A 17753-nucleotide genomic window follows, 5' to 3' on the forward strand; every position below is an offset into this window, starting at 1 on the left:
ACGCCCACGCATCGCGCTAATCAGTCTGCCCACGGCGGTCGAGCGCGCCACAGTGCCGCGACGAAGCCGCTGCTCCCCGATGCGGAACTGCGAAACCGGAAACTCTGTTTTGGGTACAGCTACCGACGCTGTTCGTCAATCAGTTCGAGGTAGCGGGTGTATTGGACATCGGTGATCTGCCGGTTGCGGACAAGGCTTCCTTCTTCCATCCGGTAGGTGCGGTCGGGATCGCCCTTGAAGGAGAGCCAGTTGAAGGACGTGGTGACCCAGACGTCGTCGTAAACGAGGACCTTTGCGTGCGTGCTCTTCAGGCGGGTGAAGGTGAACTTGTCCTCGTATCGGGCGGCGAGGTTATTGAGCTTGCGGACGGCCGCCGGGTCGGTCTTGGTGTCGTTCTCCTCGTAACCGTAGGCGATGTCGATCTTCACGCCACGGTTCAGGCGGGCCTCCAGCTTGCCAAGGAACGAGGTGGTGATGATCGCGTTCTTAATCCATGGGGAGATGAGCAGCAGACGGCGGCGGGCGTGGGTGAGGGCTTGCTCGAGGATCTCCGGGTGCTCGAAGACACCAATGGCACGGATCTCGTCCGCCTGAGGCTCCAATGTCGCCGGCGGTGCTGGGGTAGGGTGCTGGGCGCCAAGCTGGAAGGCAGCTTGCTCCGCACGGTGCTGGGTGACTTCCTGAAGCGGCACCCGAGCTGCTTCCAGGTCGGCTTCGAGGACGGGGCGTTCGGGCGGCGGGGCAACGGTGATGCCGAGCGCCTTGGCGCCACCGTGGCCGATCAGGACAAGCTCGTGGGCATGACTGAGCTCGCCGTCGACGACGACGCCGAGCTGGATGTCGGCGCGTTCTTCGTCGGCGTACACGAGGATCTTGACGGGCAGCACACGACGTGACGGGGCCTGGGAGATGCTCTTGACTTGGAGTACCTCGCGGTTGGTCGTGCCATTCTCGCGGAGCAGGGCGGTGATGTCGGCCGCGGTGATGTCGCCGTCCTCAACGGGCCCGGACCGAGCGGCGGGCAGCATGATCAGACCGTGATCCTCAGCCTGGCCGCGTCGCATGGTGGCGTTCCGGTTGTAGGGAGCCACCTTCCACAACATCTGGTCGTACACCACGGCCTGGTTGACGCGCACAGGCTCCACGGCAGCCGCCGTCTCGGCGGTGACGCGGCCCTTGTCCGTCAGTCGGAGCCGCAGGTTGGCGGGCTCGGTTCCTGGTGCCGGCGGAGCCCACCTGAGGTCGTCGGAACGGAACAACTCGGCGAGGGTCTGGTCGACCATGCGCTCGGGCAGGCCGAGCATTCCGGAGATGCCGCGTTGGCTGGTCACCCTCTGCTGGACCAGCCGCAGCACGAACTCGTCCAACAACGGCAGGTTCTTGCTGTCCTGGGCGAGTACGTCGGCCGTGATCAGGGCGACGGGCAACGCGGCATCGATGATGGTGACCAGTTCGAGGCCAGGGCGGGCGTTGTGAAAGCGGACAGCCAGCAGGCTGTCCGGGCTGAAGCTATGCGTCACGGATCTCGCACTCCTGCGGGTGAGCGCCGATGTAGTCGAGGACGTCGCGCAGGGCCCCGGGCTTGCTGCGGCAGAAGCCGGCGTCACCCACGATAATCAGACCGAAGCGGGCGCGGCTGAGGGCGACGTTGATGCGGCGCCAGTAGGGCTGGCCGAGGAACCCGAAACGTCCCTGGGCGTTGCTGCGGGTCACGGAAAACACGGCGAGGTCGCATTCACGCCCCTGCACGGCGTCCACCGACAGGACCTCTGGGGTGATGTGCTTGAGCTTCAGAGAAGCCAGCCGTCGCGTGAGTTCTGTGACCTGGCGCCCGTACGGGGCAATGACCAGCACGTCCAGCTTCCTGCTGCCGGGAACCTGGATGACCTTCTTGTCAATGGCCTGGTCGATGACCTCCAAACGGCTCATCGCCAGCCTGCTCTCCAGGGGATTGGAGATGCTGGTTTCGGCAGAGCTCCGGTCGGACTCACGTCGGCCGGGCAGCGCGCTGGTGTCCAGCCAAAGCACCGGCTTGTTGATCGTGGCGTATCCGGTTAGCTCATGGTTGCTGGGCGAGATCAGCTGTCCCTTGTAGAAACAGGTACTGATCATGTTGCCGATCGCCGGCGTCATCCGATACTGCTCGCGCAGCAGGTGTTTGACCGGATCATTCGTGTGGTTGGCGAGGTACTGGAACAGCGTGGTCTGCACGAGTTCAGGGATGAGCTGATGGTCAGCCATGACCTTCTCGTCGCGCAGCAGATCCTCATCGATGGGTGGCAGCTGGTTGGTGTCGCCGACCAGGACCCATCGCTTGGCACGGGCCAGCGGTACCAGTGCCTCGGTCGCGGTCGCCTTCGACGCCTCGTCGAAGATGCACAGATCGAACTCCAGATCCCTGACTGCGCGGTGGCCGAGGAACCCCAGGGCCGTACCGCCGATGACTTGCCGGGTGCGGAGAAACGCGCCGATGAGGTTCTGGTCGGTGCCGATGCGCTGCAGCCACTCACCCTGCAGGCGCAGCAGATCCATCAGCTCCCGTCCGGGCCCGGACGGGCCCAGGAGGACCTCAACAGCATCACGGGCGTCGGCAGCACTGAGGTCTTCGCGCAGGGTGAGCTCGCCGGTGAGCATGGACTGGACCTGAGCGAACAGCTCGGAGCGCTGCTGGAGGAGCTGCTCCTGGCGGGCGCGGGTGGTGACGAGCTCCTCGGCGAGATCCCTGGCGGAGGTGGTTCGATCGGGAGCCGGCCGGTTCGACAGCTCCTCACGCTTGGCCGTCACGTGCGCGAGGCTGGCCGCCACGGAGGCGAGTTCCTCCAGCACGAGGGCTGCCTTGAGGTGACGAGCCTCCAGTTGGCGCCTCGTAGCCACCGCGTCCAGGTACTTCTCCGCCCGCGCCCGCACGCCCTGGGTCCACTTCTTGATCTGCCGGTCCAGCAGCAGCGGCTGAACACTCTCGGCCACCCTCGGATCGCCGACGTTGCCCAAGCGAACTAGGCCTTGGATGCCTGCGTCTTGGATGCGCTTGAGCGCGTTATCGATGGCGATGTGGGTCTGGGACACGATAAGGATCCGGGCATGCGAATCGCGCTTGAGGGTCTGCTCGACGATCTCGGCGATCACGGTGGTCTTGCCGGTGCCGGGCGGCCCTTCGACAAGCAGGAGCTCCTGACTGCTCAGGGCGTGGGTGACGACGTCCCGCTTGCTCTTGTCGAGGTCGGCACGGAACCAGCTGGTGACCTCTGCCGGCGGCCTCGAAGCAATGGTCGCAGGATCATCAATGATTTGACGGAGGCGAGGGTTGGCTGTCTGGCCAGCAGCAACAGCGCCCAGAGCATCACGCTGACGGTTGATGGCGACCTGACTCAGCCCGAGAAATGGCAGGAGAACCCCCCGGGAGGGCAGCACCGATGCAGGCCGTGTCATCCGCAGCACGGCGGTATCGCCGGTGTAGCTGGTCACCTCGCCGCGGTCGATAGTCCGGCTGTAGGGGTACTCAGCAACCGACCACTCCTGGCCGATCTCCATGACCGTATCAGGCGAGGAGAGGTGGAACACACGGGTCTGGCCACCCCCTTCCATCCGCTCGTACCCGATCTGCTGCCGACCCTCGGCCGCGACGTCCTCGCGGGCGTCCAGCACGCGGCGCCAGCCGTCGAACAAGTCACCAAGCTGGTTACTCGCGCGGGCATTGTCCTGCTGCTCGCGCGCCTCCAGGTGCGCGTCAAGACTGTCCAGCAGGAGGTTGAGCCCGAGGTGTGCCGGATCCTCGCCTGGATCGTCGAAGGTCCAGGTCAGAACAGGGCCGAGCTTGAGGGCTGAGGCACGGCGTTTGGCCATCCATTCCTCCGGCCGCTCCTCTGCAGAGAGGATCACGCACCGGTCTGGATGGTTCTCGTCGTTGACCAAACGCAGGAACAGCGCCCGGCCGAACACCCGTACCGTGCTGGTGTCGACCTCCTGGGTCTGCGTGTTGTAGCCGTAGTCGAGGTGCACGGTGCCGGAGATGTCCTGGAGTACATCTGCCTTCGCTCGCACCCAGTCGATCTCCTCGCCAGCCGGGGCACTGCTGAGGCTCTCGGCTGCACGTCGGGTCATCTTCAGCCAGAGTCCGTTGCGGCGGCGTGCGTCTCGGTTGCCACAGACCCGCTCGGCCTCGAGGAGCTGGTGCTCCAGAACACTGGCGTTGGCCGGCCGTTTCTGCGGGTCGAAGTCGATGCAGGACTTCAGGATCGCCCGGATCTCCGCATCCAGGTCCAGCCCGTCCAGAACGGTGGACAGTTCGGGATAGTCCTTGGCCTTGCTCCGGGAAAGCACCTGGATCGCAAGGACTGCATATGCGTAGACATCCCGTACGTACGGGATGGCCTCGCTCTGCTCCGGCGGCGCATACAGACTGGAACGGAAGTCGGCCACTGTCTCGTCCGTGACGAGTGTCACCGCAGAAAGGATCTTGGCGATTCCGAAGTCGGCGAGCTTGACCGTGCCGTCACCACTCAACAGCACGTTGCCTGGCTTGATGTCGCGGTGTTGGATCTGGTGCTCATGCGCGTACGCGAGCGCGGAGGCCAGTGGCCTGCCGATACGGGCGAAGAAGGCCTGCCAGTCCAGAGGCCGACCGTCCGCCATCTCATCCTTGAGACTGCGTTCGATCCACTCCAGTGCGATGAAGTACCGCTCACTTTCGGGATCCCAGCCGGAGTCGAGCATGCGCACGATGTTGGGATGCTTGAGAGCCTTAAGCGCTCCCGTCTCCCGCTCCAGGAAGATCTTCGTAGCAGCGTCATCGCGCTGCTTGAGCAGCTTGACGGCGACGTAGTCGCCACCCTCGGTGGTGACATCGACCGCCTTACGGACCTCTGACAGACCCCCGCGCCGGGGCTCCTGAGCAAGCAACAGAAACCGGCCGTTGATCGTCGTCCCCACCCATTGCTCCTCGCTCAACCTTGCTGCGGTCGCAGCTCGCCCCGGACGCCCATCATGCCAGCGAGCTGCGCTGCCAAGCGGCCGTTCTGCGAGATATGCAGCGAGGGGAGCCGTACCGTTCGGGCCTTTGCCCAGACGCTCCCTAGCTACCTCGGAATGGGGCTCATGAGCGGGAACGTGCTCGGTCCCGAGCTGGGCAGGGAGGAGCTGATCGCAGTCTGGAGAGGAACCCAAGGCCGCCTGAGCACGCAGACGTCTCCGGTCCTAACCATGCAGGCTAGGGCGGACACACCTCTCATGCGGGCTCATGCAGCAATGGTCAGCGGAACGTCCAGGCGCTCCCACGCCCCGAGCACGGCCTTGTGGGCATCAGGCTGAAGGTGGGCGTAGCGCTGGGTGGTCTGGAAGCTCTCGTGGCCGAGGAGGTGCTGGACCTCGTAGAGGGAGACTCCCTTCTGGACGAGCCACGAGGCGCAGGTGTGCCGCATGGAGTGGGGCGGATAGTGCGGGACGGGGAGCTGCTCACCGTCGGTGTCGAAGTAGTGGGCGTTCTCGATGGCCGGCCACCAGGTCTGGCGCCGCCAGTTGCCGTCGTCGAGACGACGGCCGGCACGCCCTTGGTGACGGTGGTGAAGACCAGGGCATCACGGTCGAGCGGTTGGATGTGCCGTTCGAGTGTGTCCAGGACGTGTGGCGGGAGCGGGACCTCCCGGCGGCTCCTCGAACTCTTGGGGTACTCCTTGATGCCGCTCTTGGCGTTGACCTCCACCACGAACAAGCGGGAACAGCGCTGATCGATCCGATGGCGATGCAGGCCGGCGAGTTCGCCCCAGCGCAGCCCCGTGTAGAAGCCGAGCAGGCACATCGTGCGCCACGGGGCCGGGAGCTCGTCGACGATGCTCTGCGCCTAATCGAGGGTGAACCATTGCGGGGGCTTGATCGCGATCTGCGGCAGGTCGATGTTCCGGCAGGGGCTGACCGCGATGACATCGTCGTCGACGGCCGCACGCATGATGGACGACAGTAGGTTTGTACGCCCTCTTGATCGCCGAGGCGCCGACCCCCTTCTCGACCAGTCCACGGATCCAGCTCTGGACCTCCATGCGGGTGACGGCCCGCATCTCCCAGTCGGCCCAATGGGACAGCACGTGGTTCTTGATGCTGGAGGCGTCGCCGCGCAGCGTGTGGGGCTCGACGACGCGGGCCTGCCACCAGCGGGCATGCCACTCGTGAAACGCCATTTCGCCGGCTCGGGGGTCCCGCATGCTTCCGCGGGCGAACTGGGTCTCCATCTCGGCGCCCCAGGCACGGGCCTGTGCCTTGAGGGGAAACGACTCGCTGAACCGGTCTCCAGCCCGGTTGCGGACGGTCGCCTGCCATTTACCGGACTTCAGCTTCCGGAGATACGTGGTTCCGTTCCTTCCTGCTTCGCGTTGGGGCGGACTGGATCCTGCTCAGCGGCGCCGCGCGGGCGAGGAGACCGCCCGGCTGTTGATGAAGTCGTCCAGACTCGCGGCGGGGACGCGGACGCGAGAGCGAGCCGGTCCTGTGCGCAGGTCGACGACGGGCAGCTCGCCGGCGGCGATGAAGCGGTAGACCGTTCGGCGGTCGACGTCCAGGGCTGCGGCGACGGCAGGTATGGACAGCAGGCGCGGGGCCATAGGCGGTTCCTCTGCGGGAGAAAGAGCGACGAGAATTGAGAGATCTACCTGGGACGGGAGGCAACAAGCCCAGCCAATGCTGCGAGATTGCCGAATAGGGCTTCTACGTACGGCCGGAATCTCCGAGCGGAGCAGAAGAGGAAACGAGCGGGACTACGTGTGCGCGGCAGGGAATCTGAAACCGGCGCGTAGGCGGATCAAGCAAGGCGTCCTCTGGGGATGTGGGCAGACTTCTGGCAGGGACCGGCACGACGGGCGTTCCGGGACCCACAATCATCCGGAGAATCCCCGGTTTCGCTAACCGGGGATCGTCGGCTATATTTCGCCCACCCCGGCCGCCCCTGGCGTGAGGGCGCTGGCGAGAAGGGTCTGCGGGGCGATTCCGAGGGCTGTGGCGATAGCGACGAGGTCGTCGATGTCGCAGCGGCGGACGGTGCGTTCGATGCGGGAGAGCGCGGTGAAGGTCATGGGCTGGCCCAGTGCGGTGACGCGGGCGGCGAGCTGGCGCTGGGAGTAGCCGCGGGCGGTGCGGGTGCGTTCGATGGCGTGGGCGGCGGCGTGTCCGGCGGGTCCGATGACGAGGGGGCGTGGCGGCATGGGTGGTGTTGTAGCTTGCGCGCCGGCCAGTCCGGAAGGGCATTCCTGTCTGCCGTGAGCGATGCAAAACACCCGGCGATTTCTCGCAGCGATTTCGGTGACCGGGAATTCGGCCCTACAGTTGCGGGACTCGCCCACGCGGCATGCCGACGGACGGTACGGAATTCCAGTGCAAAGTCTAGACTTCTGCGCCCCAGGTGTGGCTGTGTTGGCCATGCACCCCGGCACCGCCGGATTCCCCAGCCCTTCCCTGAAAGGTGGTCGATTGCCATCGCCCGTATTCGCACCATCAAGCCCGAGGCGTTCTCGTCCGAGTCCCTCGCGGCGGTGTCGCTGTCCGCCGAGCGGACCTTCTTCGGGCTGCTCACCCAGGCCGACGACCAGGGCCGGTTCCGCGACCAGGCCGCCGTCATCGCCGGCCAGCTGTGGTCGCTGCGCCGCGAGCACGGCCCGGAGGCGGTCGAGGACGACCTGATCCAGCTCCACGGCGCCGGGCTGATCTGCCGGTACGAGGCCGGGGACGGCAAGCGATACCTGCACATCGTCACCTTCGCCCAGCACCAGAAGATCAACCGGCCCAGCGGCGTCCGCACTCCCCCGTGCCCGCACCACGATCTCGGGATTCCGCGCGAGCCCTCACCGCAGACACAGGGAGCTCTCGTGGAGACTTCCGCAAGTCGTCAGGGAGGACTCACGGAGCCCGCCGTGAATGACGAATCCTCAGGTCAGAGGCGATTCCGTGAGCACTCACCGCAGCCTCGTGGAGGGCTCACCGAACCCTCCGTGAGCCCTCCACGTCCGGATCTAGGACCTAGTGCCGCATCAGGCAACGTTCGCCCTGTCGTGTTGCGCGGGCTGAGTCGCTTCGAAGTCAACGGGTGGTCTCGGCGTGTGTGGGGGCCTCGGATACGCTCAAGCATGCGATCTCAAACAGGCGGCATGTGGTGGGGGACGACGATCGAAGCGCCGGACCCCAGCGGTTTGGCGAAGTTCTATGCCGAACTCCTCGATTGGCACATCGGGCACGAAGAGCCGGGAACAGCCGTCGTGGCCGCCTCCCCGCAAGGACCGTTCTTCGTGTTCCAGCAGGCGGACGGCTATCGGGCTCCGGTGTGGCCACCGGCTGACGGGGACCAGCGCCCGATGATGCACTTCGACTTCCAGGTCGGCGACCTGGACTCAGCAGTCGCCGAAGCGGTCGCCCTGGGCGCCACCGTTGCGGAGTTCCAGCCGCGGGAAAACATCCGGGTGCTCTTCGACCCGGCCGGCCACCCTTTCTGCCTGTGCCGCGACGACGAGTAGAGACGAATAGATCAGGCAACGTTTGTCCTGCTGACGACTTCGTGTAGGCGTTCGTCGGCGGTGTGTTTGTTCCGCCAGATGATGTAGCGGCGGATCATGCTGCCCTGAGCCTTGTGGCTGGCGTGGTCGGTGCCGTCCAGGGCGAAGTAGCGCAGGGCGGTGAGCTGGGCCTCGATCCGGTTGAGCCAGGAGCTGTTGGTCGGGGTGTAGGCGATCTCGACGTTGTTCGCCGCCGCCCACGTCCCGACCCGCTGGCACCGCTTCGTGGTCAGGCGCGGGCAGTAGTTGTCACAGACGATCGCGATGCGGATGTCCACCGGGTGCAGCGAGCGCAGGTATCGGCAGAACGCCAGGAATTTGGAGCGGTTCTTGGTCTTCTTGATGTGGCCATAGAGCCGGTCCTTGCCCAGGTCGTAAGCGGCGAACAGGTGTCGCACTCCGTGCGGGCGGGTGTAGGTCGCCCGTCGGCGGGGTCTCGGTTCGCGGTCGGGGTTCTTGTGCCTCCCGCCGCGTTCGGCCCACTGCCGCCCCGGGTGCGGCATCAGGTTGAGCGGTCCGAACTCGTCCATGCAGAAGATGACTTCGGGCTCGCCATCCTCGGGTATGACCTCGCCGTCGGCGATCGCGTAGAGGTGCTCGACGCGGGCCTTCTTCGCCGCGCAGTCAGGGTCGCGGGAGGTTTTCCAGGTCTTCACGCGTTGAAAGGAGACGCCCTCCTCGCGGAGCAGGACCCGCAGGCCCTCGTGGCTGATGTCGTCGACCACCCCCTCGGCGACCAGGAAGTCCGCCAGCTTGGTCAGGCTCCACGTCGAGAACGGCAGGCCGTGCTCGGTCGGCTTGGACTTGGCGATCTTCTTGATCTCGCGGCGCTCGGGCAGCGTGAAGGTTCTCGGCCGGCCTCCCGTGTACTTCGGGTAGAGCGAGTCGAAGCCGTCCGTGTTGAAGTTGTGGATCACGTCGCGGACCCGGTCCGCGCTGGTGAACGTCACCTCGGCGATCTTCACCACCGGCATGCCCTGGGCGGACAGCAGCACCATCTGCGCGCGCCGCCAGGTCACCACCGAGCCGGTGCCCCGGCGGATGATCCGCAGCAGCCGTCTGCCCTCGTCATCATCGACCTCTCGCACCCGCACACGTTCAGCCACGTGATCATTGTGGCCGCCCGGCACTGCCGGCGACAGCAACCGGACGGCACGTCACGACAGGGCGAACGTTGCCTGATGCGGCACTAGTGGCGGGAAACACGCGGTGCGGGTCTCGTCACCAGCCTCCAACAGGTACGGGCCCGTCAGATGAGTGGTGGGGTTCGTTCTCGGCCGCGTACTGGTCCCCGATGACGAAAGTGCTCGCGCATTCGGGGCATTCGGCACGGCCGAACAGCCAGGTGATCCCCTCTGCCAACTGGGCAAAGCCGAGGTCACGGGCTGTTTCATGCATCCATGCGGCCAAGCCGTCGAGGTCGTTCGGGTCGGCTTGCTGGAGAGGGCGGCGGCAGATGTCTCCCTGGTCCCAGTCGCGATGGGCCGAGTAGCGGCCGTAGATACCGATCGCGATGGTGACGCGGAGGTGGCAGTGAGGGCAGCCGACCCCGTAGAAGCCGTCTTCGAAGTCGTACTCGGCCAGGCTCCACGCGCTCGCCCCGGCGAATGCGAGATGAGCGCGGAAGAGAGACATCGCGGTCGCCGTTGACAGGTCATTGTCGTTGAGGCGCCGGGAGACCATCTGCTTCAGTTCGACGATCACCGGAGCCAAGGTCTTGATGAGATCGTCGGCGCCGTGGTCCTGATGGACTCCCGCCATGATCGCTCCGGCCAGGTCCAACGCCCGGTCCACGACAGTCGTCTCACCGGCGCGGGCGATATCCCGAAGGTACGGGAGCGCGGCAAAGCTCGCCGCCGAGACGGTCAGCCCCTCGGTAGCCAGGAGGTGCCAGAGTTCCTGCCATGCCTCCTCATCGCTGGACGGCGATCGGAGAACCCGCTCGAGAACGGGCGGAACCTCGTCGTACGGCCCGCGCCCGTACCGCGGCAACTGCCATTCGATCATTCGCCGATTCAAGCACGGGCCGCACGGGTCCGAATCGGAGAGATCATGCATCCTGACCGGATGACGCAGACCGGAGTCGAACATGTGAAGGTGCACTTCCGCCTTGAGACTGACGGTGATTGGCCGCCCACCTCAGGGGAGAGTCTGTGGGCTCTCGACCAAGGCGATGGCACCGTGCGACTAGACAACACTCCTTGGTTCGTACGCGGCGTAGCGTGCGGAGACGTCCTCACCACCCACCCCGACAAGGACGGCGTTCACTGGGCGGGCCAAGTGGTCTCGCCGTCGCAGAACTGCACGATCCGGCTGATCGTGCTGCGTGACAAGGGATCTGGCGCGGCGCGGTTAAGCGTTCTGAACGCCTTCGCGGAACTGGGAGTGGGTGGAGAGGGGATCGAGCGGTTCGGCATGGTCGCTCTCGATGTGCCGCCGGAGGTGGACCTCGCGAAGGTCCAGCGGCTCCTCGATCACGGCATAGCCCAGGGGTGGTGGGACATGGAAGAGTGCTGCATCACCGACGCCTGGCGTGCAGCACGGGACCGGTGAGATGCGCGCACATCCGGTCACCCGCCGACAGTGTCAGCACAAGTCCCGTCCGGGCAGAGGCAGAGCGGCCTGCGTTGCACCCGCCGGGCCGCCTCTTCGAGCCGAGACCCGCTCCTGGGCTCGGCGGAAGGTATCCGGGCCTGTGACACTGCGGCCCTACGTTCCATCGGCCGATTAAACCAACGGGAAGCAGCGTCACACAGGCGGCAGACGCTTGGTGGTTGCCGGTCAGTAGTCGAATGCGTCGAGGTGTCGGCGCAGCAGGTCACCGATGTCTTCGCGGCCCCCTTCGGCTGGCAGCGGCGAGGGGGTGTCCTCGCCGTTCGCCATGGCAAGGCTGCTGGCGAAGCGCACCAGGTTCGGCGCCGGAGCGAAGGAGTCGCGCAGCCAGACGGCGAAGGCACCGGCTTCGTCCGCCGTCACATCGGTGAGGGTGATGTAGGCATAGTCGGGCTCGGTGATGGCCGCAGTGCCGTCCAGCCACACGTCCGGCGCCAACTCGATCTCGAAGTCCAGCACGGTCATCTCGTGGATGCCGGACCTCCGGTGCCCGATGGTCGGATCGGGGAACGCCTCACGCAGTGCCCGCTCCAGGGTCTGCAGCGTGGCGTGCCAGGCTCCACCCTCCCCCTCGGGGGGATAGAAGGCGAAGTTCGTCCTGACGTTTCGTTCCGTGGCCATGGTCTTCCTTGTACTCAGGGGACGTACCGCGTCGAGCCGGGCATGCCCGTCATCGCCATCATGGACTGCCAGTAGGCGGCGTTGTCCGGTCCGTTCGTCACGATCTCCAGGCCCCTGATCTCGCTGTTGGCGGGGTTGGCCATGGCCTGCTTGTAGCGGACGAGTTCCCTCTCGTCGCCCGCGTACATGGAGTCGATGACGGGGTCGAAAGTGATCTTCCCCTGTTTGTTCACCTTGACGGGCTTCGTCAATGCTTCCTCGACCCGGTCGACTGTGCGGAAACTCTTGTTCGTGCAGTCCGGGTCCCGTACATGCTTCGCCTCGACGAGATATCCGTCGAGAGGGCGGATGCCGTCCACCATCAGTCCGCGTCTGCTGCCGAGCAACGGCACCTCCCGCTCGGGATAGCCGGACACACGGAGCTGGTAGGCGTTGTCCGGATCCATCGGTCCGCGTCTGCTGCCGAGCAACGGCACCTCCCGCTCGGGATAGCCGGACACACGGAGCTGGTAGGCGTTGTCCGGATCCATCGGTCCGCCGCCTCCCGCGAAGCCACCGGTCTGGAGACCGTTCATCCACGTACGAAACTGCTGCTGCTCCGCCGCGGTGAGCAGACGCGTCGTGCAAGGCATCGGCGGAATCGGGTCGGCGGAGGAGATCGCGGGGTCGACCTTGTTGCTCATCGGGGCGAGCGCCGGCACCTGCCCCGTGTACGACGCGAGCGCAATCGGCACGGGCGCCGGCGCGGGTATGAGGGGCGGCAGGAACGGGAATCCGGGGATGGCAGGCGCCGCCGGCGGATCGGCGGCGGGAAGCGTGATTCGTGCGGCGGAGGAGTCCAGTGCGTGCCCCACTGAGCCGAGGTCCTGGATCCAGGTGTCTCCGAGTACGGCGTCGAGCAGGCCGCCGTCGTATCCGTTGCCCCCGAACATCGGTTGGTCCCAGGGCATGTCGACGGCAAAGAGGTCCAGCTTGTGCTGGGCGATCTTAGCCTTGGCCGCTTCCACGTGCTCGGCGTACCGGTCGCATGCTTTGGCGATCTGCGTGCAGGCGGCGACGAGGTTCGTCACCAGCGGCTCGCCTTCCTCGGCCTTCGCCGGCGGGCAGGTGAGGCCGACGCTGTGCTTGACGTACGTCTGGAAGGCATCGGCGGCCTCTCCGGAGTGGGCCTTGCTCGCGGTGAGGGAGTAGGCCTGCGCGTCCTCCAGGAAGCGCTGCATGAGCACTCCCGCATGGCGCCACGAACCGGCCACGTCCCGGATCTTCTCCGGGGAACCGCGGAAGCGGTCACTGCCGCGGCTGGGGGCGTACTGCTCGTACCAGGCGGTCTCTCCCACCACCTCGGGGAGTTCCTGGCCGAGCCCGAGGTAGTTCTCAGTGCAGTCAGCGCCGGGGTCACCCATTCCTGCCGTGAGGTCACCCTGCCGCCCGAGGAAGGCGGCGACCTGGCGGCTCTCCTCGGCCATGAACTCGCGGGCGTTACGCATCAGCCCCTTGCTCGTCTCGCCCAGGACGTAGGAGCTGAAGCCCATCTTGTCGAGCGTCACCGAGGCTGCCGAGACATACACCTTGGCAAAGGCTCGCCCGGCATAATCGTCCCCTGCCATCCCGTGCTGGCGCGCCAGTTCGTGGCCCAGGGCGATAGCCGTGTCACGTGCTCCCCGCATCGTGTCGAGAAGCCCCATGGAACCACGGATCATTCCTTCCGCGATGAACTTGACGTTCGGAGCAAGCCCGGTCACCGCCGCACCCCATTGCAGACGTAAATCGCCAACCTATCTCAGGCAGGTCGCCGTTGTCTGGGTGATGTCGGCCCTCGGCTCATTGCGGTCGGTGAACAGGCGCGAATCGAACAGTGACACCACACCCGGGTCGAATCTGTCGGAGGCGCCTTCCAGAGCGCAAAGACGAGCCAGTCGGAAGCTCGGCGCATCGCCTACGGGACCACCCGGCCTCCCGCTGTCCCGAAAACGCCCGAAGTTTTCGGCAGCAGCCAGCGGCCAGACATGTTCGCGCAGGTCAGAGCCACCCCGCTCCCCAACCCAGCCAGTGCCTTCTAAGCACTCGGCAGCGAAGCTGCGCGGCACGCCAAAGGCGTGTAGGCCCCAGTGGAACCTCACCAAACTTCAATGCGTGCCCAGCGGGGTGCACTCGCTGGGCTGGCAGGCCAAAGGTCCCGCGTTCGGCTTCTGCAAACGTCGCGTTCGGCTGACCTCCACCGGACGCAACCATGGAGGGCCGAGGGAAGGTCAGCTCGTACAGCTGCCGGCCGTGCCCCAACGCAGGAACTCCGTGCCCCCAGCGCCGTCGAGGACCGCCACGGCGTACTGGGCGTAGCCCCACTCCTGCCCCGTGCGAGATTCCGCGAGAACAGTCTGGCAGGCCACGCCGGCGGCGGCCTCTGCCCATTCCTCTCGTGTGCTCTGGTCCCACTCGGGCTTCGTGGCCCACACGTACATCACACCTTCGTGCGGAGCGAAGCCGATGCTGGTGTTCTCGTCGCTGATATAGCGGGGGTCTTCGAACAGCCGGGAGTTGGCGTTCCAGTCGACAAAGAGCTGGTGGACCGCCTCGGTTGCCACTCTGATTTCGCGCTTGTCGACGCTGGGGATCTGGGCCGCGGCCAGTCCTTCTTCGGTGGGGTGCCAGCTCGGCTCCTGCCCGGGGTCGGCGGCGGTGCGGTCGATGGTCTGCGTGATGCAGCCGGTGTTGGCGCGGAAGTCGTCCTCCCACACGATCGCCGGCGCCGTGGACGTGGTGTTGTCGACCAGGACGTACTCGTCGTACGGAAGGGACTTGTAGATGCCCGCCATCATGCGCAAGGTGAGGCAGGCGTTCTTGGCCACTCCCTGCACGACGCGTGACTCCACGGCCGGGCCGCTAATGGCTATGTAGAGCTCTCTCCGGGACGGGGCGTAGCCCACGTCGTACTGACCGCTGTAGTTATACTCCTCGCCCATGCCGTAGCTGAGGTCGTGCCCGAGTGCGGCCTCGGTCTCGATCTCCGCTTCTCCTTTGGCACGACGAGCTGCACGCCACGTGGCGATCGTCGCCTCGTCCGCGTTCACAGGAGGAGGGGATGACGCGGCGTCCACCACAGCCTGGGAGCTTGCTGCGGGTGAAGCGGAAGCCGGCATGGTGGCGGTCTTGCTGGGGGATGCGCTGGCGGGAGGACGGGAACTCGTCGAAGTCGTCTCCGTCTTGTCGGGCTGCAGGGCCAGCGCTCCACCCGCCAGGCCACCTATGACAGTGCCCACCACCGCCGCGATGCCGACGAGTCGTCTGTTGGAACGGGCAGGACGTCTCCAGTTCGGGTCGTCCAGAGTGGGGACGTCCCACTGGGCAGCGACGAGATCGCCCACCAGTGTCGGCTCCGCACCCGTCGGCGCAACCTGTGTGGCCTGTGCTGCGAGGAGGACGGCACATGTCTCGGCAGCATCCCACGCGGTGGCTCGGTCCCCCGGCTCCTTGGCGAGAGCGCTGCGCACGATGGCGTGGAGTTCGCCAGGAAGGCCACGCAGATCAGGATCCTCGGACATGACCCGGTAGGCGACCGCGTCGGGGGCTCCCCCGCCGAAAGGCGTGCGACCGGTGGCTGCGAAGGCTATGAGGGCGCCCCAGACGAACATGTCGCCCTCGGGACCCGTTGTACCGGTGCGGTAGTGCTCGGGGCTGATCCATCCTGGGGTTCCGGTCAGAATGCCGGTGCGCGTCACGGATGTGCCGTCGGCGGCATGGGCGATGCCGAAGTCCAGGACTCGGGGGCCGACCGGGGTCAGGATGACGTTCTGCGGCTTGACGTCCCTGTGGACGACACCCGCGGCGTGGATGGCCGCGAGGGCCTGGGCTGTGCCCGTAGCAAAGGCGTAGAGGGTTCCACCGGCCAGCGGCCCGTGCGCGGCGATGTACCGATCGAGGGTGAGCCCTGGGGCATAGGCAGTGGCCAGCCACGGTGACGGTGCTTCGGCGTCAGCCGCGATCAGGGGTATGAGGCAGGGGCCCTGGACACGGGCGGAGAGCTGGACTTCTCGGCGGAAGCGCGCCCGGAACTCCGCGTCGTCCGCCTGGGCAGGGTGGACGACCTTGACCGCGACCCGCAGACCGGCGGCGTCGAGGCCGGCGAACACCGTGCCCATGCCCCCTGACCCGAGGCGCCCGATGATCCGGTAGGGGCCGACGCGCTTGGGGTCACCGGGGTGGGCAGCCAGCACCCGCCCACCAGAACGAGCACTGCTCACCGGGCTTCCGATCTCCTTCAGACGTGCAGCAGGCCAAAGGCCGGACGCATGCCGGTACCTGAGAGCTGGATATTAGCCGCGCGTCGAGGCGATAGGCACTGCCTTCTCAGGCAATGGTCGGCAACGCTTCCTCATCGAGCGCACAAGAGCGAAACGGAGCCGACGAGCCTCGCTCGCCGTGCTCCGTCGCCTTCGCCGCAGCGCGTCTGTTCATCGGTGCGCGCCACGGCCTGGCTCTCCCCGGCAATCGACTGACACCCCATCAGAACGAGCGTCAAATGAGCGTCATTTCAGCGTCAAGATATCGCCTGTAACGCCCACACCGCACATACGGCGCACCCGCAAAACCCCAGGTCAGGCGCCCTACTTCACCGGCTCCAGAATCGCCACGCACTCCACGTGGTGCGTCATCGGGAACAGGTCGAACACCCGCAGCGTCCGCACCCGGTAGCCGCCCTCGCGGAAGTAGGCCAGGTCGCGGGCCAGGGCCGCCGGGTCGCAGGCGACGTAGGCGATGCGGCGGGCGCCCAGGCCGGCCAGGTGGTGGACGGTCTGCTTGCCGGCGCCGGCGCGCGGGGGGTCGAGGACGATGAGGTCGACGTCCGTGATGCCGGTGCGCGGGAGGACGGATTCGACCTTGCCCTGTTCGATGCGGACGCGGGGGAAGTCGGCCAGGTTGTGGCGGGCGTCCTCGACCGCGCGCTTGCCGGACTCGATGCCGAGGACCGCGCCCTGGTCGCCGACGCGGTCGGCGAGGGCGCCCGCGAAGAGGCCGACGCCGCAGTAGAGGTCAAGGGCGGTCTCGCCCTTGCGGGGGGTCAGGCCCTGCATGACCGCGAGCATCAGGGTCTGCGCGGCCTTCGGGTGGACCTGCCAGAAGCCGCCGCTGCCCACGCGGTAGGTGCGGTCGTCGGCGCGCTCGCGGACGAAGGGGCGGCCGTGGACGCGGTGGACGCCGCCGTCCTTCTCGCCGACGCGCATCACCGACACCGGCTTGTCGAGCTCCACGATGGGGAGGCGGGCGCCCGGGCGCGGGGTCAGGATGACCTGGCGGTCCTGGGAGCCGGTCGCGGCGATGGCCTCGATCGAGGCCATGCCCTCCCAGGTGCGGTGCTCGATGCCCAGCTCGGAGACGCCCTCGGCGGCGATCATGCAGTGGTCGATCACCTCGACCTCGTGCGAGCGGTGCTTGCGCAGACCCACCCGGCCGTCGGGGTCGATCGCGTACTGGACGCGGGTGCGCCACTTCGGGACCTCGCCCGCCGGGAGCTTGTCGCCCTCGGCGGGGACGACGGTGCCGTCCCAGCCCGCCTCCTCGGGCGTGAGGCCGGCCAGCCGCTTCAGCTGCTCGGCCACCACCTCGCCCTTCAGCCGGCGCTGGGCGCCCGGCTTGGCGTGCTGCCAGTCGCAGCCGCCGCACCTGCCCGGGCCCGCGAAGGGGCACGGCGCCTCGATGCGGTCCTTGGAGGCCTCCAGGATCTCGACCGCGTCGGCGCGCAGGAAGCGCGAGCTCTCCTCGCCCTCGGTGACCCGGGCCACGACCCGCTCGCCCGGCAGCGCGTGGCGCACGAAGAGGACCCGGCCCTCCTCCGTACGGGCGATGCAGTGGCCGCCGTGGGCCACCGGGCCGACCTCGACCTCGTACTCCTCCCCGATCAAGGACTTCACAGGGGTGTTCTGCATGATCGGGGGCTCCGTAAGCAAGCGAAGAGAAAGAGACGGTGGGCTGCTGTTCTCACAGCAGCCCACCAGT

Annotated in this window: 12 protein-coding genes and 1 pseudogene; 2 read left to right on the forward strand and 11 right to left on the reverse strand. The window is 66.8% G+C overall.

Annotation, left to right across the window (positions count from 1 at the left end):
* Window positions 1–119: 119 nt before the first annotated feature.
* The 5 genes and pseudogenes from AB0C73_RS13215 to AB0C73_RS13235 all read right to left on the reverse strand — a co-directional run bounded on the left by AB0C73_RS13215 (window position 120) and on the right by AB0C73_RS13235 (window position 7187).
* Window positions 120–1520 carry a hypothetical protein gene (locus AB0C73_RS13215; RefSeq protein ID WP_362528421.1) on the reverse strand — a complete coding sequence of 467 codons (1401 nt, stop codon included), beginning with the start codon at window positions 1518–1520 and terminating at the stop codon, window positions 120–122.
* Window positions 1510–4929, reverse strand: coding sequence for an AAA domain-containing protein (locus AB0C73_RS13220; protein ID WP_362528423.1), 3420 nt, complete (start codon window positions 4927–4929; stop codon window positions 1510–1512). Before AB0C73_RS13220 ends, AB0C73_RS13215 begins: the two co-directional genes overlap by 11 nt.
* A gap of 305 nt (window positions 4930–5234) precedes the next feature.
* Window positions 5235–5492, reverse strand: a pseudogene (locus tag AB0C73_RS13225) (site-specific integrase); the annotation flags it as partial.
* Between the two features lie 891 nt (window positions 5493–6383).
* Window positions 6384–6590, reverse strand: a complete 207-nt coding sequence (locus tag AB0C73_RS13230; protein WP_033204269.1) for a helix-turn-helix domain-containing protein — start codon at window positions 6588–6590, stop codon at window positions 6384–6386.
* 315 nt (window positions 6591–6905) lie between these two features.
* Complete coding sequence (locus AB0C73_RS13235; RefSeq protein ID WP_362528426.1) at window positions 6906–7187, reverse strand: helix-turn-helix transcriptional regulator; 282 nt, start codon at window positions 7185–7187, stop codon at window positions 6906–6908.
* 270 nt (window positions 7188–7457) lie between these two features.
* Between AB0C73_RS13235 and AB0C73_RS13240 the strand changes: the two genes are divergently transcribed.
* Complete coding sequence (locus AB0C73_RS13240; protein ID WP_362528709.1) at window positions 7458–8489, forward strand: VOC family protein; 1032 nt, start codon at window positions 7458–7460, stop codon at window positions 8487–8489.
* Window positions 8490–8500: 11 nt separating this feature from the next.
* Here the strand turns inward: AB0C73_RS13240 and AB0C73_RS13245 are convergent, their stop codons facing one another.
* Both AB0C73_RS13245 and AB0C73_RS13250 read right to left on the reverse strand, forming a co-directional pair.
* The gene (locus AB0C73_RS13245; protein ID WP_362528429.1) at window positions 8501–9634 is read right to left on the reverse strand and encodes an IS630 family transposase; all 1134 of its coding nucleotides are present in this window, start codon (window positions 9632–9634) and stop codon (window positions 8501–8503) included.
* A gap of 115 nt (window positions 9635–9749) precedes the next feature.
* The gene (locus tag AB0C73_RS13250) at window positions 9750–10535 is read right to left on the reverse strand and encodes a hypothetical protein (RefSeq protein ID WP_362528431.1); all 786 of its coding nucleotides are present in this window, start codon (window positions 10533–10535) and stop codon (window positions 9750–9752) included.
* Window positions 10536–10595: 60 nt separating this feature from the next.
* Here AB0C73_RS13250 and AB0C73_RS13255 point away from each other — a divergent pair, with 60 nt between their 5' ends.
* Window positions 10596–11081, forward strand: a complete 486-nt coding sequence (locus AB0C73_RS13255; protein ID WP_362528433.1) for a DUF4265 domain-containing protein — start codon at window positions 10596–10598, stop codon at window positions 11079–11081.
* A 228-nt stretch (window positions 11082–11309) separates the two neighbouring features.
* On the opposite strand, the gene AB0C73_RS13260 is transcribed toward AB0C73_RS13255, so the two are convergent.
* From AB0C73_RS13260 to AB0C73_RS13275, 4 genes are all read right to left on the reverse strand, one after another.
* Window positions 11310–11762, reverse strand: coding sequence for a hypothetical protein (locus AB0C73_RS13260; RefSeq protein WP_362528435.1), 453 nt, complete (start codon window positions 11760–11762; stop codon window positions 11310–11312).
* 14 nt (window positions 11763–11776) lie between these two features.
* Complete coding sequence (locus AB0C73_RS13265) at window positions 11777–13504, reverse strand: restriction endonuclease fold toxin-2 domain-containing protein (protein WP_362528438.1); 1728 nt, start codon at window positions 13502–13504, stop codon at window positions 11777–11779.
* Window positions 13505–14011: 507 nt separating this feature from the next.
* A complete protein-coding gene (locus AB0C73_RS13270; protein WP_362528441.1) occupies window positions 14012–16000 on the reverse strand; it encodes a serine/threonine-protein kinase in 1989 nt (662 codons plus the stop codon).
* A gap of 363 nt (window positions 16001–16363) precedes the next feature.
* Window positions 16364–17683 (reverse strand): class I SAM-dependent RNA methyltransferase, encoded by a 1320-nt coding sequence (locus AB0C73_RS13275; RefSeq protein WP_362528444.1) that lies wholly within the window; start codon window positions 17681–17683, stop codon window positions 16364–16366.
* Window positions 17684–17753 lie beyond the last annotated feature (70 nt).

Origin of the sequence: Streptomyces sp. NPDC048623, from assembly GCF_040650755.1 — a bacterium.
In the GTDB taxonomy this organism is placed as follows: Bacteria; Actinomycetota; Actinomycetes; order Streptomycetales; family Streptomycetaceae; genus Streptomyces.

What these genes read in the sequence shown, in the direction of transcription:
- AB0C73_RS13250 (WP_362528431.1), bottom strand. Translation starts at nt 10,535, where the DNA reads ATGATCGAATGGCAGTTGCCGCGGTACGGGCGCGGGCCGTACGACGAG.
- AB0C73_RS13255 (WP_362528433.1), top strand. Translation starts at nt 10,596, where the DNA reads ATGACGCAGACCGGAGTCGAACATGTGAAGGTGCACTTCCGCCTTGAG.
- AB0C73_RS13275 (WP_362528444.1), bottom strand. Translation starts at nt 17,683, where the DNA reads ATGCAGAACACCCCTGTGAAGTCCTTGATCGGGGAGGAGTACGAGGTC.
- AB0C73_RS13235 (WP_362528426.1), bottom strand. Translation starts at nt 7,187, where the DNA reads ATGCCGCCACGCCCCCTCGTCATCGGACCCGCCGGACACGCCGCCGCC.
- AB0C73_RS13230 (WP_033204269.1), bottom strand. Translation starts at nt 6,590, where the DNA reads ATGGCCCCGCGCCTGCTGTCCATACCTGCCGTCGCCGCAGCCCTGGAC.
- AB0C73_RS13260 (WP_362528435.1), bottom strand. Translation starts at nt 11,762, where the DNA reads ATGGCCACGGAACGAAACGTCAGGACGAACTTCGCCTTCTATCCCCCC.